Annotated in this window: 25 protein-coding genes and 3 tRNA genes; 15 read left to right on the top strand and 13 right to left on the bottom strand. The window is 52.6% G+C overall.

Going from position 1 to position 25191, the window contains the following annotated elements; genetic code table 11:
* Positions 1-86: 86 nt before the first annotated feature.
* Positions 87-509 (top strand): 23S rRNA (pseudouridine(1915)-N(3))-methyltransferase RlmH, encoded by a 423-nt coding sequence (locus tag WC813_04265; GenBank protein ID MFA5947206.1) that lies wholly within the window; start codon positions 87-89, stop codon positions 507-509.
* A gap of 322 nt (positions 510-831) precedes the next feature.
* Here WC813_04265 and WC813_04270 read toward each other — a convergent pair whose 3' ends face one another.
* The 4 genes from WC813_04270 to WC813_04285 all read right to left on the bottom strand — a co-directional run bounded on the left by WC813_04270 (position 832) and on the right by WC813_04285 (position 4231).
* On the bottom strand, positions 832-1344 hold the full coding sequence (locus tag WC813_04270; protein ID MFA5947207.1) for a hypothetical protein: 513 nt from the start codon (positions 1342-1344) through the stop codon (positions 832-834).
* Between the two features lie 6 nt (positions 1345-1350).
* The gene (locus WC813_04275) at positions 1351-1947 is read right to left on the bottom strand and encodes an alpha/beta fold hydrolase (GenBank protein MFA5947208.1); all 597 of its coding nucleotides are present in this window, start codon (positions 1945-1947) and stop codon (positions 1351-1353) included.
* Positions 1948-2044: 97 nt separating this feature from the next.
* A complete protein-coding gene (locus WC813_04280) occupies positions 2045-3211 on the bottom strand; it encodes a TMEM43 family protein (GenBank protein ID MFA5947209.1) in 1167 nt (388 codons plus the stop codon).
* Positions 3212-3247: 36 nt separating this feature from the next.
* Positions 3248-4231 carry a C39 family peptidase gene (locus WC813_04285; protein MFA5947210.1) on the bottom strand — a complete coding sequence of 328 codons (984 nt, stop codon included), beginning with the start codon at positions 4229-4231 and terminating at the stop codon, positions 3248-3250.
* 55 nt (positions 4232-4286) lie between these two features.
* Here WC813_04285 and WC813_04290 point away from each other — a divergent pair.
* The 8 genes from WC813_04290 to WC813_04325 all read left to right on the top strand — a co-directional run bounded on the left by WC813_04290 (position 4287) and on the right by WC813_04325 (position 10307).
* A tRNA-Leu gene (locus tag WC813_04290) sits at positions 4287-4371 on the top strand.
* 203 nt (positions 4372-4574) lie between these two features.
* A complete protein-coding gene (locus tag WC813_04295) occupies positions 4575-6398 on the top strand; it encodes a lamin tail domain-containing protein (GenBank protein ID MFA5947211.1) in 1824 nt (607 codons plus the stop codon).
* 56 nt (positions 6399-6454) lie between these two features.
* Complete coding sequence (locus WC813_04300; protein MFA5947212.1) at positions 6455-6700, top strand: hypothetical protein; 246 nt, start codon at positions 6455-6457, stop codon at positions 6698-6700.
* 75 nt (positions 6701-6775) lie between these two features.
* The gene (locus WC813_04305) at positions 6776-7087 is read left to right on the top strand and encodes a hypothetical protein (protein MFA5947213.1); all 312 of its coding nucleotides are present in this window, start codon (positions 6776-6778) and stop codon (positions 7085-7087) included.
* Positions 7088-7140: 53 nt separating this feature from the next.
* Positions 7141-7215, top strand: a tRNA-Gly gene (locus tag WC813_04310).
* Positions 7216-7352: 137 nt separating this feature from the next.
* A complete protein-coding gene (locus tag WC813_04315) occupies positions 7353-8489 on the top strand; it encodes a hypothetical protein (GenBank protein ID MFA5947214.1) in 1137 nt (378 codons plus the stop codon).
* A 64-nt stretch (positions 8490-8553) separates the two neighbouring features.
* On the top strand, positions 8554-9258 hold the full coding sequence (locus WC813_04320; protein ID MFA5947215.1) for a hypothetical protein: 705 nt from the start codon (positions 8554-8556) through the stop codon (positions 9256-9258).
* An 11-nt stretch (positions 9259-9269) separates the two neighbouring features.
* Positions 9270-10307, top strand: a complete 1038-nt coding sequence (locus tag WC813_04325) for a CapA family protein (GenBank protein ID MFA5947216.1) — start codon at positions 9270-9272, stop codon at positions 10305-10307.
* A gap of 23 nt (positions 10308-10330) precedes the next feature.
* Here the strand turns inward: WC813_04325 and WC813_04330 are convergent, their stop codons facing one another.
* Entirely contained in the window at positions 10331-11650 is a 1320-nt protein-coding gene (locus WC813_04330) for a hypothetical protein (GenBank protein MFA5947217.1), read from the bottom strand.
* A 40-nt stretch (positions 11651-11690) separates the two neighbouring features.
* Positions 11691-12167 carry an NUDIX domain-containing protein gene (locus WC813_04335; GenBank protein MFA5947218.1) on the bottom strand — a complete coding sequence of 159 codons (477 nt, stop codon included), beginning with the start codon at positions 12165-12167 and terminating at the stop codon, positions 11691-11693.
* A 34-nt stretch (positions 12168-12201) separates the two neighbouring features.
* On the opposite strand from WC813_04335, the gene WC813_04340 reads away from it, so the two are divergent.
* Positions 12202-13731, top strand: coding sequence for a DUF4173 domain-containing protein (locus WC813_04340; GenBank protein MFA5947219.1), 1530 nt, complete (start codon positions 12202-12204; stop codon positions 13729-13731).
* Positions 13732-13784: 53 nt separating this feature from the next.
* On the opposite strand, the gene WC813_04345 is transcribed toward WC813_04340, so the two are convergent.
* Positions 13785-14486, bottom strand: coding sequence for a hypothetical protein (locus WC813_04345; GenBank protein MFA5947220.1), 702 nt, complete (start codon positions 14484-14486; stop codon positions 13785-13787).
* Positions 14487-14583: 97 nt separating this feature from the next.
* Positions 14584-14670, bottom strand: a tRNA-Leu gene (locus tag WC813_04350).
* A 109-nt stretch (positions 14671-14779) separates the two neighbouring features.
* Between WC813_04350 and WC813_04355 the strand changes: the two genes are divergently transcribed.
* On the top strand, positions 14780-15328 hold the full coding sequence (locus tag WC813_04355; protein MFA5947221.1) for a hypothetical protein: 549 nt from the start codon (positions 14780-14782) through the stop codon (positions 15326-15328).
* Positions 15329-15385: 57 nt separating this feature from the next.
* On the opposite strand, the gene WC813_04360 is transcribed toward WC813_04355, so the two are convergent.
* Positions 15386-15739: a hypothetical protein gene (locus tag WC813_04360; GenBank protein MFA5947222.1), complete on the bottom strand. Its 354-nt coding sequence runs from the start codon at positions 15737-15739 to the stop codon at positions 15386-15388.
* 114 nt (positions 15740-15853) lie between these two features.
* Between WC813_04360 and ruvB the strand changes: the two genes are divergently transcribed.
* From ruvB to WC813_04375, 3 genes are read left to right on the top strand one after another with little or no spacing between them, the layout of a single operon-like run.
* Positions 15854-16864 carry a Holliday junction branch migration DNA helicase RuvB gene (ruvB, locus tag WC813_04365; GenBank protein MFA5947223.1) on the top strand — a complete coding sequence of 337 codons (1011 nt, stop codon included), beginning with the start codon at positions 15854-15856 and terminating at the stop codon, positions 16862-16864.
* 36 nt (positions 16865-16900) lie between these two features.
* Positions 16901-17170 (top strand): hypothetical protein, encoded by a 270-nt coding sequence (locus WC813_04370; protein ID MFA5947224.1) that lies wholly within the window; start codon positions 16901-16903, stop codon positions 17168-17170.
* Positions 17167-17739, top strand: a complete 573-nt coding sequence (locus WC813_04375) for a PH domain-containing protein (protein MFA5947225.1) — start codon at positions 17167-17169, stop codon at positions 17737-17739. The genes WC813_04370 and WC813_04375 overlap by 4 nt, the downstream gene beginning before the upstream one ends.
* A gap of 26 nt (positions 17740-17765) precedes the next feature.
* On the opposite strand, the gene WC813_04380 is transcribed toward WC813_04375, so the two are convergent.
* The 4 genes from WC813_04380 to WC813_04395 all read right to left on the bottom strand — a co-directional run bounded on the left by WC813_04380 (position 17766) and on the right by WC813_04395 (position 24072).
* The gene (locus tag WC813_04380) at positions 17766-19598 is read right to left on the bottom strand and encodes a SpoIID/LytB domain-containing protein (protein MFA5947226.1); all 1833 of its coding nucleotides are present in this window, start codon (positions 19596-19598) and stop codon (positions 17766-17768) included.
* A 99-nt stretch (positions 19599-19697) separates the two neighbouring features.
* A complete protein-coding gene (locus tag WC813_04385) occupies positions 19698-20942 on the bottom strand; it encodes an O-antigen ligase family protein (GenBank protein MFA5947227.1) in 1245 nt (414 codons plus the stop codon).
* 6 nt (positions 20943-20948) lie between these two features.
* Positions 20949-22409, bottom strand: a complete 1461-nt coding sequence (locus WC813_04390) for a flippase (GenBank protein ID MFA5947228.1) — start codon at positions 22407-22409, stop codon at positions 20949-20951.
* A gap of 97 nt (positions 22410-22506) precedes the next feature.
* Complete coding sequence (locus tag WC813_04395; GenBank protein ID MFA5947229.1) at positions 22507-24072, bottom strand: hypothetical protein; 1566 nt, start codon at positions 24070-24072, stop codon at positions 22507-22509.
* 250 nt (positions 24073-24322) lie between these two features.
* Between WC813_04395 and WC813_04400 the strand changes: the two genes are divergently transcribed.
* Positions 24323-25096, top strand: a complete 774-nt coding sequence (locus tag WC813_04400; protein ID MFA5947230.1) for a hypothetical protein — start codon at positions 24323-24325, stop codon at positions 25094-25096.
* The last annotated feature ends 95 nt before the right edge of the window (positions 25097-25191 follow it).

The raw sequence follows: 25191 nt of genomic DNA on the forward strand, positions 1-25191 counted from the left end.
GAAGCCTGAAAGCACTGTCAAGATTGGGCCTCCCCCACTTTTCCACTGTTGCTACACAGCCAATTCTTGGCTAAGATCAAGGATATATGTTTAAAGTCTCTTTATTCACGGTCGGGACTATCCCCAAGGGCCCATTCCTAGAAATAGCCCAAGAGTTCCAAAAACGCCTGGGAAAGTTCTCAGATTACGGGGAACGATCATTTAAGGACGAGGCAAAGCTGGTCGAGGCCATCCCATCCGGCTCGGTGGTCATCGTTCTCGACGCCGCGGGCAAAGAAATGACCTCAGAATCCCTCGCGGCTAAGCTCTCCTCCTATATAGACGCCGGTGACAAACTTGTCTTCGTGCTCGGCGGCCCGCATGGATTGTCGAATGACCTCAAGAAACGCGCCCACCTTTGCCTATCGCTTTCTCAGATGACGACAACGCATGATTTGGCGCACCTGTTCTTTTTGGAACAATTGTATCGAGGGTTTACCATCGTCAAAGGGATCCAATACCATTATTAATTTGATGTCACAATGACGTGGTGTGATTCGGAAGATGGATTCATATTCGGGCGCCACGTACGTCCACGGATAATCCCGCCGATGTTTTACAATCCCATGTTTGACGGCATTATTGGCCACATAAAGCATCCGTTCCGCGATGATGCGCGGCAACGGATCTTCAGAAATGCGTTTGTGGTATCTGAGTGACTGCATAGACAGGATGTTAAAAACAAATCCAAACTCCGCATTTCTGGGGAGTTTGGATTTATTTGCCCGCGGATTGCTCCTTGGGATGCTTCTAAGGATGTGAATAGGTGAGAACACCCAGTCAATTCTTCGACTAATTAACAACACTTTCCGTAACCATGACCCCAGTTGGTCCGCCGTCTTCACCGGCGGAGACAATGACAGCCAGGTTTAAACTGCCGTTTTCGTACATCTTAGTAGCCATCCCGCGAGCAGAGTACGCCCCGGAAACCGTCCAACCAGCAGCCAGTAATTTTGCATCATACCAACTAGCTGCTTCCTCAACGGTCTTGTCAGTGGTCAGTGAGATCCAGGAACCTTCCTTAAGCGTCACGGCGACCCCAAGAATTTTTGCCCCATCAAGAACCGGGATCTCTTTAGGGAAGTTATCAGGCAGCTGTACGTTCTCTCCAAAGCTAGCTGAAGTGCCTTCTTCGTCGTTATTGATAGTGATACCGTTATTATCTAAATCAACGGTGGCGTCACCCTTTAACTCAGAGTTAATCTTATTCTCCACGGCTCCTTGAATAAGCGACTGCGGGGTAGGAATACAACCAGCACCAAGGAGAAGTAGTGAGGCGGAGGCAAGAACCAAAGCTTTTTTCATATACCTCTACTTTATCATGTCCGCGTATTCGTCAGCCAGTGACATCCCCGGGGCATATTCAACCGGTTCGCGGGAAATATCGAGAATCGTGTCCAAGATGACCTGATATTCCGAGCCGTCAAAATGTCCGCCAGTCTCAGGAGCGACTAATTTAGCGTGGAACACTTCAGCATATCGCTTGGCGTGCTCGAACGGAATCACTGGATCATTCTGGGCGTGAATAACCACAAACTTACTAGCTCGCCACATGAGAACGTCATGATCGAGTTCGGTCAAAAAGAATCCACGAAACTTTTCATCTTTAATCATCCAGGGAGTAGAAATCAAGATGCAAGCATGCGGGGTTGTTCTAGCGGGAGCAGCTTCGAGGAACCGCAAAGCTGTTGCTCCGCCAAGCGAGTGACCAATAATGATGTCCTCGTGCGTTAGAGGGCCAAGGGAATCGAGCACAGCCTTTGTCCAGGCATCGCGATCTGGCTCGGCTGGGTTTGGTAATTCAGGCATCACGACCTCAAACCGACGGTCGATCAATTCGCGTTTCAACCACGGCCAAAAGTTGGACTCGGGAGAAGATTTATAACCGTGGATCAGAATTGCGCGCATAGGAATATGCGTAGAGTAAAGGATTAAAGCGTAAAGAGTAAAGCCCTGAAACAAAAAAACCCGGCCGGAGCCGGGCATTTTGTTCGAGTGGGCTCGACTATTTTCCCATCATCTTACCTGCCATGTCGCTCATGGAAGGCATCTTTGGCATCTTAACCCTGTCCTTATTCTTATACATGAGGTAGCCAATCCCACCGAGGGCGAGGGCAAGGACAATCAAGAGCGCCACAACGGAGTGCAGAATTGCAGACACGACGATCGTGATGATCGCCAGCGGCAAGGCCACGGCGAGCGTGACGATGCTGATGGCCGTCTTACCGAGACTACCCAGAATCGGGAAGAAGTCCAAAATGATCGCGATGGGCGCCAAAATCATGGAGAGGCCAATCCACATCATCATGAAACCGACCAAGCGGAAGATCCAGAGCATCATGACAAATTCGCCATGCATGGTGGCGAGGGCAGCCGAGCGGTTGCCAGTGAAGACGCGGTAGAGCGTGTTGCCCTTAGCGTCCGTGTATTTGGTAATCTTAGCACCGTGGAGTTCACCGAATACTGTACCATCGAAGCCTGCTTCAAGTGCCGTGTAGCTGACGCGCTGATCACCGACAATCGAGTTAGAAGGGCTAGCGTTATTCAAGTACACCGCGTTGCTGGAAACTGTTGCGCCCACTGGAGCCACAATGTTCGTGGTCGTGAGAACAACCGGAGCTTCGCCAGGGAGCGAAACGGTCTTGCCATCAAGCGAGTACACTCCAACTTTCAATGTGCCAACCTGGTAGTCACCAGCTTCTGCAGTCAAAGTTGGGTTCTGATGACCAGCTGGTTCCTTAAATGAGCTGGAGTTCTGTGGAGTGGAGGTCCATTCTTTCACGTAGGTGTACGTGGTGGTGGTCGTTTCCGATCCGCCGGTGTTGCTTTGCTTCTTTTCTTCTTTCTTTTCTACCCAAGCGTACATTTCTGCTTTGCGGGAGATGGAGAGATACTTCCCGGGAACAAACATCGTGCCGTCACCGAGCGATTCATCACTAGTCACTGTCCCGCTCGCTGAAACGAAGGCTCCATCCTGGTCCTTCGCCAATTCGGTCCCACTAATTTCAATCGACTTCTTGGCGATAGACGAAAGATCAACCCGTCCCTCGTTCCAAAACAACACACCGAACGAGACAATAAAAAGAAGGAATCCAACCAGGACTCCTTGAATAGATGACATGATGCGTGAACCGTAGCCTTGCGTGGTCACCGTGGTTACTTGGTCTACCATAAGAAAAATTAATTACTCCTTGGGTCGTATTTTACCTTAATTCTTAGAAATTACAATCATAGCCGTGGGTAAAGCCGTGAGTGGCGCGTTATCACCAGATGGATAATCGCGAAGCGCAGAAGCAACGGTTACTGCTGAATACCTATAGTGTTCACCTACCCTGGTTCCAGGATCGTTCGTTATAAACTCGTCGGTTGATTCGTCGAAGCCAGTGACAACCAACATATGACGAGCCGGCCCACCGGCAGTAAAGTTTGGATTGTTGAGTTTGGTGCCGTCGAGCGGGATCAGCACAAGCTTGCCGAGGTTCAACTCAGCCTTAATTTCTGCAATACCGATATTTTTCTTCACCTCGAAGTTTTCGAAACCGAGGTATCGTCGGACAAGTCGGTCAGCGGTGTCGTCGATCGACGTGTCCATGAATGCACCGAAGGTCGATTTCTCCCAGTCTGACATACTGATAATCGCCGATCTTGCTTCTTCGAGCGTAAACCTCTCTCCCCTCGCCCACTTTACCGCCATAAAGGCCGAAGCCTCTTCACAACCTTCCTGCTGACGAGGATCTGACCATTCGCCAAAAGGGGCTTGCGACGTGAACTGAACCCCCTCTATCCCCCTGGAAGGGGGAAGGAGCGAAACACTCGCGACAGGCACTTTGGCCAGGTCAGCGTTTGTAATACCGAGACCAAGCTCGGACATGACTCGGAAGGCGTCAGCAGGGCGACCGAGGTAGCGAAGTTTCAAGGTGAGCGGGTCGACGTAATACGCCTTACCGTGATCCTCGACAGCCAAGAGAATCCTACCAGCCAGGCTGACCGGCAACGGACGGGCTAGATCAGCGTCTGAAATGCCCAGCGCCAAAGAACGCATAATCAGCCAAGCATCATCCGGCGAACCCAATGAGTACCTCTGTTCATTCACCGGGTTCACATACCAAGCCCTGCCGGAATCCTCAACTGCTAGGAGTATCCGGCCAGAAAGCTGATGCGCTAGGACAAGTGCAGCCAACGAAAAAACCATATGCACCATTCTAGCATTGCCTAAGGTCAATTTTTCGCCTACACTCCCCAAGCATGGGCGAGTGGTGAAATTGGCATACACGCATGCCTTAGGAGCATGTGGAGCAATCCGTGGGGGTTCGAGTCCCCCCTCGCCCACCAACAAGATAGTAATAAAACTTCGGCGCCAAGCCGATGTTTTTAGTTATCCCCATCGCAAAATCAGAGAACGCCTAAAAATATGGTGCAATGAATGTACAAACAAATTCCCCATGGCTTGCCTCTTCCCCAAGAGGCGAGCTGTGGGGTTTGTTGTTTGCACGATCGTTTGTTGAATCCGGTTTGCTGATCCTTAACAATTAACTATGAACCTAGCATATGGACTCTTGGGAATCCTCACCTTCATGCCCGCTTTGTCTGCTCTACCCGCCAGTGCGGAAGAGGCACCCGAAGCCGCGATCATCGAAACGGCTCCTGCCGAAGCAGTGACCACCCTGACGGAGGACGCGGGAGTGCCCGCGCCCTTAGACCACCCCCCGGCCCCCTCCTTGGCAGGAGGGGAAGTAAGCGAACCACCCCTGACTGATCCGTGCGCGATCTGCCCGATCCCAGTAGTCGCCGTTGCGCCGGCTGTTCCACTGCCAGAACCCGTCGTTACTCCTGCGCCGCCGGAACCAATCGCCGTACCGGTAGCTACCATGGCTGAAGGCACGGAGGAGCCGGCGATGACGACCGCACCTATTCCCACGCCAACACTGAAACCTGCCCCATATACCGCGCAGTCCGTACTCATCAACGAATTCGTTTCTGATCCTGTAGACGGTGTTGAATGGATCGAAATTGTGAACACCACAGAAGATGAAATCGATCTGACCGGCTGGACGGTAAAGGACGCGACAACGAGTAAAACTGCGCTTTCCACGCAATCACTTCCAGGACACGCGTACTTCGTCCTCCAAAACCCGAAAGGCAAGCTCAATAATGACGGCGATAGCATCTTCTTGTTTGACCCGACCGGCGCCACCATAGATGCGATCTCGTATGACAAAACAACCGCGCCACAGAAAGGAAAATCGCTCGCTCGGACAGAAGACGGATCGTGGAAATCAGGAGACCCTACCCCACTAGCACCTAACACATTGCCGACCCCTCCATCTGCCCCAGTGGCGGATGGAGCGGCCAGCTCCGAACCTACGACGTATGAGACAACACACGACACTACAGCCACTATCACTAATCCTGAACCCAATCCGGGAACGGCTCAAGGGACTGACAATGTTACCGGAACCGCATCCCCTGTTCGGGTGGAGCGCGTCACTCCGGTGGAAGAAAGCATAAGTGCCGCGAGTACGCGGCCCGCAACCACCGACTCCCCCGTAGCCCCCTCGGGCATAGGCCCTACGGGCGAGCCCACTTTGAAAGCGGGGGAAGTACACCAATCCACACCAGTCATCGACGCGGCGGAGATCATTAACTACGACGCGAATTCGACAGTCACTGTCGATGGCGTGCTCGTGGCAACGCCGGGAACATTCGGCAGACAGCTCGCGTACATTGACGGACTGGAAATCTACTTCAACAAAGCTGATTGGCCAAAGCTCTCGCCTATGACGCGTGTGCGCATGACCGGAACCGTAGACGTCAAAGCCAATTACACTCGCTTAAAGATCAAAAAGCGATCAGATGTCAAAATTATCGGTGATGACGCGGTTGCTCCGGACGATCTTGAAACGCTCGACGACGCCCGGCACGGACTCCTCATGAGCCTGTCCGGTTCCGTTCTAGACGTCGCCGGCAAAAAACTCACTATCGGGCTCTCTAACGGCGAACTCATTGCAGCAACCTCGGCAAAAGACGCATTAGTCGACTTTTCAGCCCTTGCTTATGATGACCAAATCGCGGTGACAGGGATCATTCGACTCGTCAAAGAAACCTGGACGCTGACGATTCTTGATCAATCAGGTTTGACCACCCTGACTGGAGGCGCGGGGGTGTCCGCGCTTACGACCACCGACTCCCCCGTAGCCCCCTCTTTGAAAGAGGGGGAAGTTCCCCACCCGCTTGCGACAATCAAAGCACCGACGAAATCGGTTCCCTGGGTTGGCGGCGGGTTACTCACTACAAGCATTGGCGCTCTTGGCTACTGGTTCGCCAAAGCTAAAGGCATTACGCTACCTTCATTCACTTAATATCTAACGCGGGTCGACGCATGGGTCGACCCCAACCTCGAAATAATAACTATCATATGGAAAATACAAACAAGGCTCCGAAGAAGACATGGTATGACGTTCTTGAAGAACGCTATAACACTCTCATGGTGAAATTCGACATGCCGGAAGATATTGCCCACGAGATCTACAGCTTCATCAATGAAATTGCCCGAGAACAGTATAAGAGTGGCAACAAACAAGGCATTAGCTGGCTTCTCAAGAAACAAGCGATCGAAGGTATACGACCACGAAATCTGGCCGCTGCTCCAGTCGCTGTCTAGCATTTACTTAAGGAAACGGGCCGGATTTTCCGGCCCGTTTCCGAGTGCTATACTCAAATTAATAATTTGAAATCTATGGAAGACGCAACAAAAAATGAAATCCTCACAAAACTTGATAGCTTCCAACAAGAGAACCGAGGGCAATTCCACGTTATGCGTGACGAATTCCAAGTAATACGTGAGGAATTCCAGGTAATGCGTGATGAATTCCACAAGATTCATGGCGAATTGAAGGTGGTCGATGCATTGCTTCACAGCGTTTCGGAAACAGCCCAACGTACAGAGATAGCCGTTGATAGACTAAACCCCGTATCTCGAGATCACGAAGAACGCATCAGTGTCCTAGAACGCTCTACGGCACGTCTACGTCTTCTTGTAGACCGCTAATCTTCCAGCTGTTTGACGCTAAAAAGGCCACATGATAATCTACTGGCCGAAACGCGGCGGTAGTTCAGTGGTAGAACATCTCCTTGCCAAGGAGAGGGTCGAGGGTTCGAGTCCCTTCCGCCGCTCCACAAACAACTCTCGGAAACGAGGGTTTTTTGTTTTGCTAAATAGTTGACATTAGCCATTTTTTTCGCTATAAACGGGCCGTCCTTTTTGGCTCGCCCGTAGGGCATAACAATCATGGGCTACGCCCGAGGGAGGTCAGATGTTACTACCCACTGTTCACGACCCGAGAACCGAGATTCACGACGACGCAATTGAGTGCCTGCTCTCGGGGCGTATCTTCCGCATCACCGCGAAGGTGCACCGCTACATGCTCAAAGAGGGCATGATCCTCATGTGGAATAAGAAGCAAAGCTTGTTCCAGCTCCACGACAACGCTGATAATGCCTACCGTGCGTGTTTCCACACCATGGGAACCTACGGCTGGAATGACGTCACCGCCACGGAGGGCGAGCTCCGGCGGATCGAGGACATTAGCGCGAAGAACATGGAGCTTTGCTACTTCCTGTTCGACTGGAAGACCATGAAACCGGCGCAACGCAAGCAGTACGAGCAGACATCTCTCGAAATCGCCGCCGAACTGAAAGACGTGACGGACGAGCACAAGGTGCGGATGCGGGACTGGACGCTCCAGGCCGCCACCGTACGCGACAGCCTCGGGCGGACGAATCCGAACGTTGCTGGTAACCGCCAGTCCGGCAGCGCACGGGAAGGCGAACAGCGTGCAGCGAATATCCGCGAAATTTGTAAGCGATACGACCCGCGCAAAGTGGTTCTCTGGGAGGAAATCCGCAAGAACGAATCGGATCTCCGTAAGGTGCTCACCGCGGTTCGGAGCGTGCTCGACATGCTCAATCGAGGTCCGGTGTCGGCAGCACCCCTCCTTGGATCGTTGCCGCCGCTCGTGGATATCCTCGGGCGCACGCACGACCTTCAGTGGCGCCACGCGTTCCGCAAAAGCGCGAATGACCTCAAGGCGGCAACCAATGCCGCGATGAAGCAAGATCACCGTGAGATCAAGAAACGCTTGCACTGGGTCGAGGCGTCTCTCGGCAACCTAGAAAAAGAGCGCGAGCTGGCACAGTGGCGATTGGAAACGGCGATGGCCGTATCCCGCCGTCCGCACCGGAATGACGAGCTAAAGCTCCAGTTCGACCGTCTCGTAGCATTCCGACAGAGCTGCGAGGTGACGCCCGACGGCAAGTGGAAGACGGAGGTCATGAACCGCTTCCGCGAAGGTCTCGATAATGCCATCCTCGCCTGGCCCCACGTGCACGCGAGCAACAGGTCCTTCGAACTCGTGTCTGCCTGGCTCGACGAATCTATCGTCCGACTCTAGCCTCTGGACCGCTCTGCACCTGCAGGCGGTCCGTTTATTTTGTTATGATGGATGTAACAACTCTATGCAACGCTATTCTATTTTGTTCGGGATCCTAGGATTACTCGCCGGGCTGTCGCTTCTTTTTTATATCAATCTCTTCCCCAGCTCGCCTAAAATAACGCCTCCGCTTCCACCTGAAACCCTAGTTTATAACGTCGGCCCTGCGCATCAACTGCCAGGAACTGAAGCTATGCTCTACGAGAACTCGGCCGTTGGTATCCGTTTTGGTTATCCGAAGAGCTATGGAACAGTGGTGGTCGAGAAGCGCGATGGTGGAGTGTTCTTTTCGTTCTCACCAAGCGGAGTCTCGAATGATCCCAAGCGCGTGTACTTTATGGCTGGGGAGTACGCCGAGCCGGTAGGTCATAACGGATATTGGGGCGATCTTTCTTGGTATGTACAACCGGATCCGCGCTGGATGGCGCAACCTGACGTTTGCGCGCTCTTCAAAGAAGCAGCCAAAACAATGCCCGCCTGGACAGCCGGTTTTGCAGCCGCCCAGTGTGAAAACATTCCGCTAGGCCCAACCACCATGATGGCCAAACTCACTACTCCCCCAAACGCCACTTTTCTCATCCCCTCGTTTCACACCGCAACTGACGGTGTGACCATCGATATGTTCACGGCCTCGGACGAGCGTCTCCTAGGTAAAGAGGGTTTTACTGATCCTGCTGTGAATATAGAGCGTCTCGTTAAAAGTATTGAATTTATCGAGCCAACCAAGTAAGCTCACCGGTCATGTCGCCGAAATCATCCTTACTTCTCATGCTTCTCGGAACCACGGTCTTAACCGGGTTTCTTGTCGTGCCCCCGTTCACGAGCGTTACATACCGAGCAACCAATCCGACCAGACATTACCTGACGCTGGCGGGGGCGCGATCCGTTGAAGGAGGGTCGACGCATGGGTCGACCCCTACCTCCGCGACTATTCAATTCGTGGGCGATATCATGCTGGCGAGAAATGTTGAACAATACATTGCGACCTACGGCCAGGATTATCCTTTTGCAAAAGTTGGCGATCTGCTTTCAAATAATGATTTATTGATTGGAAACTTCGAAGGGACAGTTCGCGCAAAGCAAAATATCGAGGGAACGAATGTCATGTACTTTGATACAACTCCGGATAACGTGTCCATGCTCGCAAAACAGGGTTTCGGCCTCTTATCACTATCGAATAACCACGCGGATGACTTCGGTCGGGACACACTAGTGCTAACTCGACAGACAATTCTCGACGCCGGTATTACACCCTTTGGCGATGCCTGGGAAAGCGAGAAATTCGTAGCGCATAAAACTATCAATGGAATGAACTTTGCGTTTATCGGCTACCACGAATTCAATGAGAAGACCGACGGCGTGATCGAGGCAATCAAAACAGAGAAAGCGGCGGGAAACTTTGTCATCGTCATGCCACACTGGGGAGTTGAGTACAAACATGATCCGTCGGGTTCTCAAGTTTTTGCGGCACATCAGTTTATCGATGCCGGAGCTGACGCGATCATTGGCGCACATCCGCACATTATTGAAACCGTTGAAACGTACAAGAACGTTCCGATCGTTTACTCGCTTGGCAATTTTCTCTTTGACCAGGATTGGTCGGAAGATACGAAGCGGGGCATGGCGGTTCGGTTAACCGTCGAAAACGAAAAGCTGACGCTCAAATTCGAACCGTTGTATCTCGAAAAAAGACAAATGACCCCAGCAACGGGAACCAAGAAGCAAGAAATGCTGGATGCGCTCGGGGTGACGACGGGAGTGCTCGAACTCAGTCGATAACCTCCTCCGCGAGATCGTTACCCTCAAGCCGGCAATACTCTTTGATTCCGAAAAGACTGGGTGATCAATTTTGGATCAGTTTTTATTTTTGCGACACGGTCGGTGAATCGTTTGAGGGCTCCTGGACCTCCGTAAAACTGACTCATCTCTTGAGCCAGCTTTCCAAATTTTGGCGCTTTTTCCCCTGCTGGTGCATAGACATCCGGATTCTCAGAGGCAGCAGCATAAATCGTCTCAAGGCTCACGCCCGCATCAACGAGTTCCCAAAAAGCCATACGCTCCGCCGCATACATCACCGGCGTAACACCCTCAAGAAAAGCTGCTAATAATTCCACCCTTGCTTCATTGATAGAAGTGGTGGTGGAACGATCAAAACTGAGACCAGTTTTTTGCTGACGCACCGAAACGGCTGGAGAAAAGAGGTCGGCCAAATAGGGATCCGTGTATTCCGTTGTGGTCTGCAAGAAGTTCATGCCGTCGGTAACGTGCACTAGCTCGTGAAATACGATGTGATGCAACGAAGCCCGCCCATCTAGTGATTTCTTTGAGTTCCCGTACTCATCACTGCGAATGCCAAATTCTCTCGCATAATAATGACCGGCCTTCCAATCATGGGCGGGATCAAGACTATCAAGTAATACAACATCTACGCCCTTAATACGACGCTCCAAGACTTCTGGAGATATGTTCACGTACTTTCCAGCCCTCTCGGAGGTGATCGCGGTCTGGAATTCCTCGACAATCGGTGATACCGCCTCACGCATCTCAGACTGTTCTGCTTCAAATCGTTGTTTTTCTGCCTTGAGAAATGCCTGAAGAATATTTAACGGCAATTCCTTTTCACCTAATACCTCGATAAAACGTTCAGTGTTAGTAATGTCGAGCCGTTCCATCTCGGTACGAAACGAGTCATTGCTAGCCCAAATTTCATCACATCGACGAGATAGCTCCACAAAAGAAGATGAGATCGCATGTCTGCCGCTTGGAAGTTCCAGCTTTCTACGCTCAATGATGGAGGAATAAAATCCAGCAATTCCCGCCTGCATCGCAAGGAGATCTCTTGCACTTTTCTCATGCGCCACGGAAATTGTCTCCATCCTTCGTTTCACCGCTTGCCCCTCTTCTGATCCGTCATCAAGCAGAGCCATGGCGCCACGCACCTTCTCTAACCCGGCCTCCATCCTCCGATTCCATTCCACTGCCTGAGTTAGATTTTCTAACTGAAACGTACCTACGCTACGCGAGTTATGCTTTTTCAATGTCTCCATCGCTTCTGTATTCGCCTCAGTTGTGTGCTCGGTTTTCTTGCGAGTACCCAAATCAAACTCAATTTCTCTCTTCATATTGAAGACATCTTACCACCAATGACTAACTTCGAACTACCTAACCCAACAACCCAAATTCTTTGAGCGACGCCTCTATCCCGGGGCGTTTTGCTTCCCAGCAATATTTGACCAAGTCGGCTGGACTTCCCCACTTTACTTGTCTGAACTCTCCGTGGCCGGCAGTGTCCAAATAAAATTGCGCCCCGAGATGAACCTGAGCCAAGAAAAACTGTTGTTCTTGTCCCACAAAGGCTCGAAAAGGATTCACCAACTGATAAGCCTCGGTCCATTCATAGCGGTGCTTCTTGGAAGACTCGCCAATAATCTCAAATTCCTCAGGTGCAAGACCGAGTTCTTCGCCCAGTTCACGCTCGGCGGCTTGGCGAGCGGTTTCCCCAGGGTCAATTCCTCCCTGAGGCGTTTGCCAGGTACCTTCGTACTTCAAATCATTGCGTTCACAGAGGAGAACATGGCCTTTTCCGTCCGTGACGATAATGGCGGCGTTCGGGCGATATTTTGGATCATGCGCTTGCATACGCCTGGAAGTGTACTACTATTAGAGAACATCTATGAAAAATTCACTGAAGATAGCGCTTTTTTCTCTGCTGTTTGGGGTAATTGTGGACGTACTGTTCTATAAAGCCTTCGGCGTTGGGATCAACGTTCTCCTCATGGAAATCTCCTTCCTGGCCATTGCTTACGCCCTAGCCCAACTCACTCATCACAAGTTGCCAACCAGTGCCCACGTCAGCGCCGTCCTCTCACTCGGTTTTTCCTTGCCGTTCATGCTGTGGAACTCAGAAATTGGTCTATCGGTGGCCGTCATCGGCCTATTAGTCTCAAACATCCTGTTCGTCACCTTCCTAACTGGTGAAGATGCCCGCTTCCGTCATCCGTTTGAGTTGTTCGCAATCTACGTACCACTCATTGTAAACGTTTTCTCGCAGCTTCCTATCTTTGCCGATTTATCGTTCAAAGTATCAGCCTCTGACAAAACAAAACGTATTCTGATTGGGGTGGCTATTCTAATCCCGATCTTCATCCTCTTCACTGCGCTATTCGCTTCAGCTGACGCCGTTTTCCAATCATATGTGAACGCGCCATTTAAAGATCTGGGCAATTTCCTACATCTATCAGACGTAGGCGAAGCATTTACTCAAGGAATTCTCATTCTCTTTGTAGCTATCTTCTCAACTCTCATCTTTGCCGCGGCTTTTTGGAACCGTATCGCTCCCCGCGAAAAGCACGTGCCCGCCTTCATGGGCGAAACCGAAAGTGCCGTTGTCCTCTCGGGCGTGATCGCTCTTTTTGCGCTCTTCCTCTTAGTACAGGGCATGACTATGTTTGGCGGTGAAGCAGCCATGCGCTCGCTCGACATGACCTATGCGGAGTACGCCCGCGAAGGATTTAACCAGCTGATCGTGGTCGCCGTTCTGGTTGCCTCGCTCGTCCTTACCCTGCGCTACGTACACGGCGAACATGCTAAGAAGCATCTCCTAGTGTTACATTCGATGCTGATTGTCGAAACCTTGCTCGTACTAGTCTCCGCTTTCCTGCGTGTAAACCTCTACATCGACACCTACGGCTTCACGCCTGAACGCCTGCTCGCGATGGCGACTATTGGCACCCTTGGCGTGCTCTTCCTGCTCTTGCTCGGCAATATTATTCAGCGCGAATCGCAAGCGCACTTTGTCGAGCGTGGCCTGGTTGCCCTCGGCATCTGTGGACTCATGTTCTCCATGAGCGGACCAGACGCCATGGCCGCTAATTTTAATGTGAAGCGCGCAGAAACAGGTAAAGCGATCGACTTAAAACAAATCGCAGACTTGTCGACCGATGCCGATCCGGCACTCCTCAATGCACTCATGCTCACAGTCACCGGCAAGATTAGATTGGAACATCCGACCGACTATCTTGGCTTCGCGTGTCGCTCCAAGCCAATGTATAACGGCCAGTTAGTTGATGACTGGCGCCTCTGGAATCTTTCCCTACTCAAATCCGGCTATATTACCGATGACATCAACACAACCATCAGAAAAATCGATAACTCGGCTCACTGCGAAGGTACCGGACTTCAATACAATCCAGGGGTAGAATAAAAAAACGCTCCCAACCGCGAGGTTGAGAGCTTAGACAAGACTAACCGGTCAACCTAGACGCTGGTCCCAGCCTGGAGTGATTCTTTGAGGGCGTTCACGAAACTTGTTTCGTCGCCCATCACCTCACACGGTTCAAACCGGCGGAGGATGTTTTCGTTATCGTCCAGTTCCATCAAACACTCGACCTTGATCTCCCCTCGGCCAACGGGATCGACTTGAACCCGCAAGACACGAAATGGCGGTTCAGTCTCTTCGTTCCAATCCCACTCGTCCACCACCCCGACCGCCGTAGGCATAAAAATACCGGAACATGACTGCACGTAAACCTGGTGACGATCACCCGCCTCACGATGGCGCAGGGTGACGATAACTCCGCCCTGCGGATCTTCGAGCACTTCCTTGAGCGTACTCGGCTTCGCAAGCAGAGTCTCGAAGTTCGCGACGTGCTTGGCATGATCTGGCTGGTACACGGTGAAGTTCCTGCGGAGCCCGTGGACGAGCAAACTGTCGTCTTGATTCCGACTAATCCGCGGATGTACCAAGACCGGCGGGTAGGTACAACGCGACCAGTAATCATTTCCGCCCTTACGCCCCGCCGGGCCAAGCACGAGCTCGGTCAGCCCACCATGTCCAACGGACCGGCGCACCTCCGTAATCGTGGCCAACAGGGCATCCGACTTGGGAAAACGCGGTGACAAAAGATCAATCTGAGCCCCCACAAAGCCCGACTTCAAAAACCGCTCAACGCTTTTCATGACTCCTCCCGAAGCGATTGTTAAAGAAGCGCGGGAAATTTACCAAGATAAGCAGAATGTTTCAATACAAAAAACCGGGCGTTAAAGCTCGGTTTTCTGGTACCGGGAGTGGGACTCGAACCCACGATCCATTTCTGGAAGCAGATCTTAAGTCTGCCGCGTATACCAACTTCGCCATCCCGGCATGCCGGAAATACTACCAAAATACCAGAAAAACCACAAGTTCAAAACTCCGCTAACCATTGACAAAAAGCATAAAAACTGCTAGTTTAATCACATGCAAGGAGGCATGCATGTCCCAATCACCTCGTGGTCAGGTTATCAATGCAAGTGATCGTTTTACCGGTAAGAACACCGGCAGAACGGAGGGCTCTGGCGAAGTGAAGGAGTACAAGGATATTCACCGGCCGTCGCCACCAGCCGAGCACCCGGGCAATATTGCCCACCGGCTCACTACCCAGCTCAGAATGGAGTGGCCCAACCTTGGGGCGCATGTCCAAGTGCTGATTGAAAAGAGCCTAACAAACAAGGCGCTCGATCAAGCACAGGCGGTACTGTTGATCGAGGCGCTCGAGGCTAGGCAGGACGAGCTGGAACTACAGGATGTGTCCGCCAACAGGCTCCTTGAAGTCAAAGATCAGCGGTATGAAATGCTCCGACATTTGATCGGCGCACCAAGAAGGCTAGAAAGGCAAGACATGCTATTCGGGCAGCCGTGCGATCGGCACATGTGTCCCGCTGGCATTGAACTGTCCGCCTTCAGAGCATCCAAGACTGGACTCGACGCCAGGACAATCATCATGTTCGTGTACCTGTGCATCGAATCTCAGCTCGACGTCTAGAAGACGGGAAATCGAAAGGCCCCACTCAGCAGAGCGGGGCAATTTTTAATAAACTTCTTAGCCCTGTTTCTGAACCCCAGTTCCAGCCGCAGCTGCTTCTTTAGCTGCCTGCTCCATGGCGTGTTCAGCCACCAGCTTGGCCTGAAGTCTGGCTGCGTCACGATCTGTTTCTGCATCGATTAGTGCCTTATTCTCAGCGGATGATTCATCAAATACCGCCGGACCGGTTTCCTCATCGCTCTTGGAGGATAGCTCGCCTGCCACAAAACCTGGACGCTCGTCCGAATCACCATATTCTGGTGCCATTTGGGCGTGCTGCTCTTTTGCTTCCGCTGCCTCTCTTTTAGCCTGCAACTCTCTAGCTAGCTTGTCTGCCTCTGCCTCATAGCTGTGCCCGCCTTCTCCTGCCATAATATTTGCTTAGTAAATAAATAAATTCGCATGAAATGTACCGCTTTCAGAGTAGCGCCTTCAATAGCTTATCCCCACACCCCGTCTGGAAAACTGGAGTAAACTGCAATCAGTATGATCGAAATAGACGCCGAGGAACCCCGAGCGGTAGCTCCAGAAGCTGTCGAGGAAGAACAGAAAATTGAACTCGGTCTGCGCCCTGAGCGGCTTTCGGATTTCATTGGACAAGATGAACTGAAAACGAACCTTGGTATTTTTATCGAGGCCGCCATGAAGCGCAGCGAACCGCTCGAACATATTCTCCTGTACGGAAACCCTGGACTCGGCAAAACCACCCTCGCCCATATCATTGCGCGCGAGATGGGCGCGAATGTACGTATTACGAGCGGACCTGCACTTGAAAGAGTCGGCGACCTGGCGGCTATTTTATCGAACCTCGCAAAAGGCGACGTGCTGTTCATCGACGAGATCCACCGGATGAATAAAACTATCGAAGAAGTACTGTACCCGGCCATGGAGGATTACGCGCTCGATCTCGTGGTCGGCAAAGGGCCATCGGCGCGGACACTACGTCTCGGACTCGAACCTTTCACAATTATCGGTGCGACGACGAGACTATCGCTCCTCTCCTCACCCTTACGCGACCGGTTTGGTTCAACGTTTCATCTCAACTTCTACAATGAAGAGGACATGGCACGGATTGTGGCTCGCTCGGCGGGTATTCTCGAAGTGAGCATCGACTCCCCCGCCGCTAAAGCCATTGCGGACCGCGCACGACGCACGCCTCGTATTGCAAATCGCCTTTTGAAACGAGTCCGCGACTTCGCCCAAATCAAACATGACGGCTCTATCACTGAAGCGGTGGCAAATGACGCGCTCACCATGCTTTCCATTGACCCGCTCGGCCTCGACAACGTTGATCGACACCTCCTAAAGACGCTGATCGAGAAATTTAACGGAGGGCCGGTTGGTCTCGGCACCCTCGCCGCAGCTACCCAAGAAGAAACTGAAACGATAGAGGAAATCTACGAGCCCTTCCTGCTCCAACTTGGGTTTCTCGAACGCACACCTCGAGGTCGAATGGCCACTTCTCGCGCCTACGAACACTTGAAGTTGTCGAAATAAGATTAAATGTTCCTTCATGCTACAATTGGCTCATCTATGTCCTTCCCAGTAGCGTATTTCCTGATTCCTTTTGTCATTCTCGCCTTAATTGCCGGGCTGTTCCTGTTCTTTAACGTCTATCATATCCTCAAGTTTGGCATTGAATCTACTAGCACATTCGCTCTAGTCACCATCTACGTCATTGGTTTTGCCTTTCTCTTGCTCATCAGCATGCTGCTCTTGAGCGGGTACAACTGGAACCAACAGATTGACCCGGCAGCCATTTTGCACCTGAACAATTCGCCCGCCAATAACTTCGGCCTATGATGCGCTTAGAAGAATTGCCTAATAGTGAACCGGAAGAGAAGACTGTTCTGATGCTCCGCCGCCACTGGATAGACGTGGTCCGCATGTTCTTCTTTTCCGCCATGCTCCTAGTCATTCCAGTAACTATCCTCATCTTCTTTTCAATAACTCAGACGGATGTCTTTGCTGACCCGCTCTGGGGACCGCTAGCCAGCGTGCTTTTCCTTGGTTATTTCTTCATGGTATTCATGCTCAGCGTTACAGAAATGACCGATTACTGGTTGGACGTCTGGATTGTGACCACAGAACGGGTAATCAACACCGAGCAACTTGGCCTTTTTAATCGCGTCGTGTCTGAACTCCACCTTCGCCAGATCCAAGATATTACTAGCGAGATGAAAGGCGTCTTAGAAACATTTCTAACTTTTGGTGATGTTTACATCCAAACGGCCGCCGCTAAGGATAGGTTTCAATTTAAAAATATTGATAATCCGGACGATATCAAGGTAAAGATTACTGGCATGGTAGAAATCTGTAAGACGAAACATACGCACCGGGACGAACATACAGGTATCGTAGTAGAAAAATAAACGAGTCCCGCAAGGGACTCGTTTTTTTATGGCCACTTTGGATTGATTTCTACACCGGTATAGAAGTATTTGAGAATTGACTGCCAATCCTTCCCCTCCTTAGCCATACAGATGGCACCGGAAGCGGACATACCTACGCCGTGGCCCCAAAGGGTCTTACCAACATCACAGGGAACCGGTACAGACTTGGCGTAAGGCACATTACCGCCCCAGACCTCTGACCAATCGCGAGTCCTACCGTCTGAACGTGAGAAGAACGAGGTAATAGCCGTGTCTCCATTGTAAGTAACGATTAATCCGCGAGTAGCGAGCACGCCGGCAGTAATTCTCGGTGTACGCGCCTCCTGGTCGTAGCCCCAATAAACCTGATCGCGGTAAGCGTCTACGTGGAAACCCTCGGCCTTATGCTTTGAGGCGTGTGTCCAGTGATAAAAGGCGTAGGTTCTAGCGGCCGTCATCAGCGTTTTCTGGAACTCGGGGTGTGAAAGGTCTGAAGTTTCGGCGAGTCCTCGCAGGTAAAGCTCGATAGGAAGCTCATTAATCACCCACACCCGATCATTCGGCAAGTTCCACCTGAGTTCGAGGACATTGCGAAACGTGTTATTAGCAAAAGACGTACCACGAGTGACTCGACGATCAAAATTGGTGATGGTCATGACCGCGTTCGGTGTTTTTGGCACGAATCGCAAAGGCTTAGCACTCTTCTTATGTGCGCCGTCATTATAAAGATACGTCGAGCCGTCCCACGCCGCTCTAATCTCCTTCCCTTTTGGGTATGAGCCTAGAACAGTTCCGGTTTCATCAGTCAGGTCAAAATCACTCTCGAAAGAAGTGATTGCCACCTCATCCTTAGTCTCCTCGTCGACCACTAGAACGCCTACGCGAATGGTTGGTTCGTCGATTTGTTGTAGAACCGGTGTCACGTTCTCGTTGGCCGGTGCGGAAAAAACCTCCGCCGAACCACCCGTGACCTCCACAGGAATCTCGACGAACATCCCCGGAATACTCAGATCATCCGCCGTGATTTGGAATTTGGCCGTCTGCAAGCCATTAACATTTGGCGCGGTGAAGAAAAATTGCATGGCGGCCGTCTCGCCTGGCTTAACTTTCTGCGAAAGCATCGCGACTTTCTGGCCCTGCCAGCTCAGATGGCGGAAATCACTTGCCCCAGAGGCCATACTGACATCCGGTGCCGTCAAACCGATGTTTTTCCAAGTGGCAGTCCCAGTATTCTTTACAACAACGGAAAAAGACACCGTCTTTTTCGCCAGTACCTTGAGCTTGGTCGCGGATTGGGTGACGATCGAGGCCGAATACCCTGCAATGCCGGATGAAGATGGCGCAGCCGTTGTAGGGGTCGACGCCCCCGTCGATCCACCCGCGTTCGACGCCACCGTAATATTCAACGTGAATTCCCCGCCCGTGACCCAAGCCAAGTCTTGGGAGGCCAGGGCGAAGGTCTCCTTGTACGTTCCAACAGTCTTCGGTGCCTTCAGATTGAACGCAAATGTACTGACAGCACCCGGTTTTACCGAGCTTTCGATCATCCGCTTAACCTGTGAAGGTGACAACCATGAGCCGGGATCAAAAACGCTCGCGCGATACTTTGGGCCGTATGTATAGATAGAAATGTAACCTTTGCCGTCATTTGCCCAGGTGGATGACCCCTTATTTTGAAAAGAAATGGCGATGTTCTTCACTTCCCCTGGAGTCATCGAAATGTTTCCCCCTCCCGTCGTAGTTACTCGAAGAGCTGAATACGGGGCTGTCGAGGCTGCTGAAACCGAGAGTGGCACGCCCAAAACTAGCGTTGCCAGCAACAAAAACCCCGAACAGGCTCTTTTAAGAAGAGAAGGCATAAGACTTTCTGATTATACCCCACCCCTGAGCCACCGACTCCCCCGTAGCCACTCGGGCGAGCCCCTCTTTGAAAGAGGGGAACGCAACCATCCCATTCGCTACTCTCCTCCTTTCCAAGGAGGAGTCGGAGGAGGTGCAAGGGTCATGGCCAGCATGGCTACGGTCAGGATGGCCAAATCATTCTTGAAGAACGGCACATCGACAAGCCCATGGATCACCATGGTTGCAAGCGCACCAAAGGCCATGAGTGTGAAGACATCGCCCCGGCGCATGAGTGTAACCCTGCTCGTCGAGACAATGAAGCCAAGAAGGGCGATAACGCCCAGAAGTCCGAGCTCGACCCAGAAGTTCAAGAGGATGTTGTGCGGGTACTGGAAAATCTCGAAGATTCTTCCGTCATGATACGGCTTGATGGCCGTTGGGTATCCGGCGAGTCCTGCACCGGTCAGCCAGTGTGACTTCAGGTACGTTGTCGTCTCGTGCCATTGGGCTAGGCGAGCCTGACCGCTGATGTCTTGAAGTAAAAGCTTCTCGTGAACCGTTGGCACGAACATGAAACAGGCAAACCCAATCAACAAAACTGCTGAACCAATGTAAGCCTTTATCTTCAGGGGCGCGGTCGAAAACATCAGTACGATCAACAATGCTGAAGGGATCGCCACGAAGACTGCTTCGGTCTGCGACAAAAAACATGCGAGAAGACCAAAAACTGCGATGACGATTGCGGTTATTCGTCGATTCATCGCCAATGGATGGCCGAAGCACGAGGCATATACCACCGCCGCGGTCACGATGGGCGCGACGAACAGGCCGAGGGCATTTGGGAAGTCAAAGAAGCTCGTGGCCCGCAACTCGATGTCCCACGGCGCCGGGATGCCGAGGCCTGTTGCTCGCTGAACAAGGGCGAAGAGCGACAGAGCAACAACGGTCCCACCGAGTGCAAAGAAAGCGCGCTCCCAATCCTTTCTAGCGGTGAACGTGGAACGGAAGACGAAGAATAAGAGGAAAGGCTCGATGAAATAGGCCTTCCAGATACCGAGAGCGGCAAAGGTGTCAGGTTCGACAACCACCGCGAAACAAGAAGATGCAAGGAGGAGAAGCATCGGTACCCTATACGGTCCCAGCGAGCGAAGGAACTCGAGCATTCTCCCCTTCTCCTTGAAGAACCAGAAACCGAGTATTACGAGCACGAGACACTCGAGCAGTGTTGTCGGAACAGGACCGATCGAAAAACGAATCAAGTATGTAGGCAACAATGCCAAAAGAATTACGAGCGCGAGTTTGAAATCACGATAGGTAAGATATGCAAAAGAGAGAAGGACGAGAACGGCAAGAATCATCATAATTATCTACATTCCGCTCGAAGGATTCTCCGGCAGGAACAGTTTAGCAATAGCCTTTGGTCTTGGTCCGCCGAGTGCCATGACGGCAAGAACATACACGACGATGCCAGCGAAAACAGTAGCGGCAGTCAACAAGGGATTATCGAACTCCCCAACTTGGGACATGATCAAGCCGATAATTCCAGCCATCGCAGCCGTCGAAACAATCGCGCGGGCCGTCATCTTGAGGTTCGGCAGGCGCTTGGTAGCCTTCGACACGACAATGAACGCGAAAAGACCGATCAACGATTCTGAGAAAAGCGTCACCCAGGCTGCTGCCCAGGCGCCGTATACGGGAATGTAGAGGACGTAGCCCGTGATGGCAACCGCGGCCACAAAAAGATAGGCCAAGACCATGATCTTCTGCTTTTTTACGGCTACTACGGCGTGACCGTAAAGCGAGTTGAAAAACACCACGGCTGCAGCCGGACCGAGCACTGCCAAGACTTGGCCAGCAAGAATCAGATCTGGTTTTACTGCAGTCATAACTGGTACGCCGAGCATGATAGCGCCGACGGCAAATGGGATGGCGATCAAGGCGAAGATATCAAACGTGTGCTGAAGATTGCGATCAAATTTCTCTCGATTCTTTTCGCTCCAGGCTAGCGTCAAAATAGGTAGTATGAGTCCCATGAAGGTGACTGGAATCATCGTCATTACATCCACCACCTTATACGCTGAACCATATTGTCCGATCTCGATGAAACGACGAGCTGGGTCAAGCAGTACGGCCATGAATAAAATATCTCCCTTCAAATATAGGAGATTAAAGAAGATGGAAATTCCAATCGGCCAACTCCGTACAAGCACCTCGCGCCACACGTGCCACTGCATCCGAGGACGAAGTTTCACGTAACGCGCCGTACCTAAAAGCATGATGGCGAGCTGAACAAATCCGCCCACAAAAAATCCGAGCGAGGCTTCGAAAAGTGAGAGATGTAACGTGCCGGCGACAATCACCCAAGTAAGGGCGATAAGTCTGTTCAACATCTCCCCCATCACCGGCGCCGCCAGCTCGAGTCTTTTCTGAAACACGCCAATATACGTTGAACCGACTGACGCAAAGAAAGATGACCCCGTGGCGATGCATACCAAAAGTACCACTTCACGAACACCCGGAATAAAGATGGCCGTTATTGGCGCAATCGCCATAAAGGCCAAAGCCGAGATCACTCGCAGAGTCAGCAAGTTACCGAGAATCTTCTCCTCATCTGCTCCCCTTTCCGAAATCATCTGCGTCGTGGTCAACGTCAGACCGAAATCGACAATCACGCCAAAAATCGCCACATGAGTCATGGCGGTAGTCAGCAAACCGTAGCCCTCCGTCCCAAAATAATTGAGCAGTAAATAAAAGGTGGCTAGGCCAAAGATTGTTCCAAATAACTTGCCTCCAATCTGTAAGGCCGAATTCTTAGCGAGGGCTGACATATATGAGTAAGCATACCCCACCAAATATCTCTCGTAAAAAAAGCGACCGGCGCACAGTGGGTTTGAAACCCACCGCACACCGGCCATTACGAGTCACCTAGTCACAGGTACAGGTCTTGAACTCCGGGTGCCGAGCACAGTAGCCCGGCCGGTCGTTCTCCATCTGCACTTTGTCTGCCAGGCACAGGCTTTGTGCCTGTGACCGCGCAATCAGCGGGAGCCCTCCAGACGACAGGCTGTAAGTGTTCCGTCCGGAATCCGCTTCCAGCATGTTGTCCGTGTACGCGTGCAGGTTGCCCACCAGCTTACGCTGTCCGGCCTGGCTGAAGAACAAGGCAAAGAAGAGCGCCACACCAGCCATCCCCACAATGGCCTTCGGGGAACCGCCGAGCAGAGCAGTGATCAGGTCCTGCACGAGTACTGGCAGAATGTAACCATTGAAGTACTGAGCGACCGTCAGGATGGTCAGGAGAAAGAACCACGCCGCCACGAAGAGCCCCTTGTCCAGGACCACCTCACCGGTCATGGCCCAAAAAACGTTCACCGCAAGCCCAACGAGCGTCGCGCCCATTGAAACCTTCAGGTTGGCCGCCCGGGTCTCGCCCTGAACGGTCAGGTACTGCTTGTTCTGCCGTTCCTCGATCAGGTGGGCCGTGCTGGCTCCTGCCGAGGGTGAGGCTTCCTTAGCGTGACCATGAGCGTCTTTAGCGGCTGGCTTTGCTTTCGGCTCATCGTGAGCCGTGGGCAACACCACCTTCTTTCCGTCTTCGCCGACGTAGATGTCCTTCACCTGCACCGTCCACGGATCATCCACGAGGACGAAGAAGATGGAAGCCCAAACGGCGAAGAAGCTGACATCGCCCCAAAAGGCCAAGGGGCTGAAGCCCGGCCTAAGCCAGGTCGCCAGCACAATCACGCCAACCGTGAGGCTAGACGCTTTGAGGAGCTGACCGAAGGCCTGGGTCAAGCTGAACTTCTTCTTCTTTCCTTCCGAGCTGGTTCGACCAGTGCGGAAGGCGAGGTAAGCCACGACGCCAGTCACGCAGAGAGGGGCGCCCACAACGACGAGCGTCGCAATAGCCGCCACCCACCACCATTTGCCGGTAGACGGAGCAACCTTGGCCGGCACACTGGCCGGAGCGCCAAAGATGGTGTGTTTGGCCCACTCCACCTTGGCCTTCATGCCGTTGGTCACCACGTTGTCATCAATCCAGTCCTTCATCTCGAGCGAAGCCTGCTCAGCCATCGGGACGTTCTTGAACCCTTCGTCGAGCGCTGCCTCCAGAAACGGAGCCAACTCATCGAGCACACCGTGCAGGAACATGGTGGACTCTTCCCGCTCGGCCTTGCTCGGCCGAGCAGTCGGATCAGGATCGATCACTCGGGTCAAACGGACCGCGTGATCGTGCGCCAGGTCGGCACGCGCCTCAGTCATGTCCGGCAATTTGCCGTACGGCTGAGCGCCTTCCGTCAAGGCCAGAATGGCCCGGCGGAGCTGACGCCGCTCTTTGGGGCGTTCAATGATCTCTTCCTGCTCGTTGTTACGGAGCATGAAGATCTCAGTCCACGCCAGGAGGGCGCGCTTCTGGCCTTCCTTCAGAACCACCGGCTTGGGCAGTTCAGGAGTCTTGGCCGGATCAGGGGTAGCAGATGCAGTAGACATTGATGTTTCCTCCAGGGGCAGGCTTGCCCCAATTCAGTTGTTTTTCGGTTGTAAAAGGACAAATGAGTTTAACTGAAACGACCAAGAAAGTCAATGGTTTAAGGTATTAGATTTCATGTTTTATTGGTCTTTTTCACTAAAAACATTGACAAAACCCCTTTTTTATGCTATTATTGTTAGTTGAGTAACGATCGGGGAAGGTCCCTGAAACGTGCTCAGACGCTTGAGAAAACCCAATGTGAGGTGACTAATGTTGACCCTTATCCTGTCCTTGTTCGTTTCCAGCGCCAACGCTGGTGACTCCGTCTACGTCCCCCGCGCCACGCTCGGCAGTCGCCCGGCGGTGGTCAGCGTGTGCCCGGACGGCGTGAGTGTGGTCGGGCGCATCCGCGCCGGCACCATGCTCCCGTACGCGGAGCTGTGCGCTGATCACCAGGAGGCCATGGCGAGCATCGCCACGGACCGCGCCCTGGTGGACGGCCAGGTCGACGTTGATCGCATCGACGCGGTCACGCGCCGCCAGGAAGTCGAAAGTGACCGCACGATCGGCGTGATCGACGCCAACACCCGGCGCGAGGTGTCCCTCCAGGGCATCGAGCACGGCGTGGCGACCTACGCCCGCGGTGACATGGTGGTCACGGGTGACAAGCCCGCCGCCATTGCCGCGGAGTTTGACAACCTGCCGGCCGGCGGTGGCTACAGCTTCTACGATCGCCGGGTCGGACAGTCGTTTACGGCGTTCGACACGCTGAACGCACTGGACGGCAACGGCGGGTACTCCGGTGGCCTGGTCGGACAGACGACGCAGTCGACCTCGTCGACCAGCGCCACCACCGCGACGGTGAACTCGACCGAGCTCCAATCCGACCTGCAAAAGGCGGACGAACAGAGCGCCAGCCTGCGGACACAGGTGGGCGGTCTGCAGGGCCAGGTCTCGGTCCAGGAAGCCGAGCTCAAGGCGAAGCAAGCCGAGATCGACAGGCTGGCCCCGCTCGCCGATGAGTCCTGGTGGCCCGGCTACTAGGAACACGTGACTGGTCTCCTCAAATACACGCAAGTGTGTTTGAGGAGACCGGATCTACTGAGTGACGAACGGAATTTTCCGTTGGCCACTCACAA

It is taken from the genome of Patescibacteria group bacterium, assembly GCA_041659765.1.
Classification (GTDB): Bacteria; Patescibacteriota; Patescibacteriia; order UBA9934; family UBA9934; genus JAGORL01.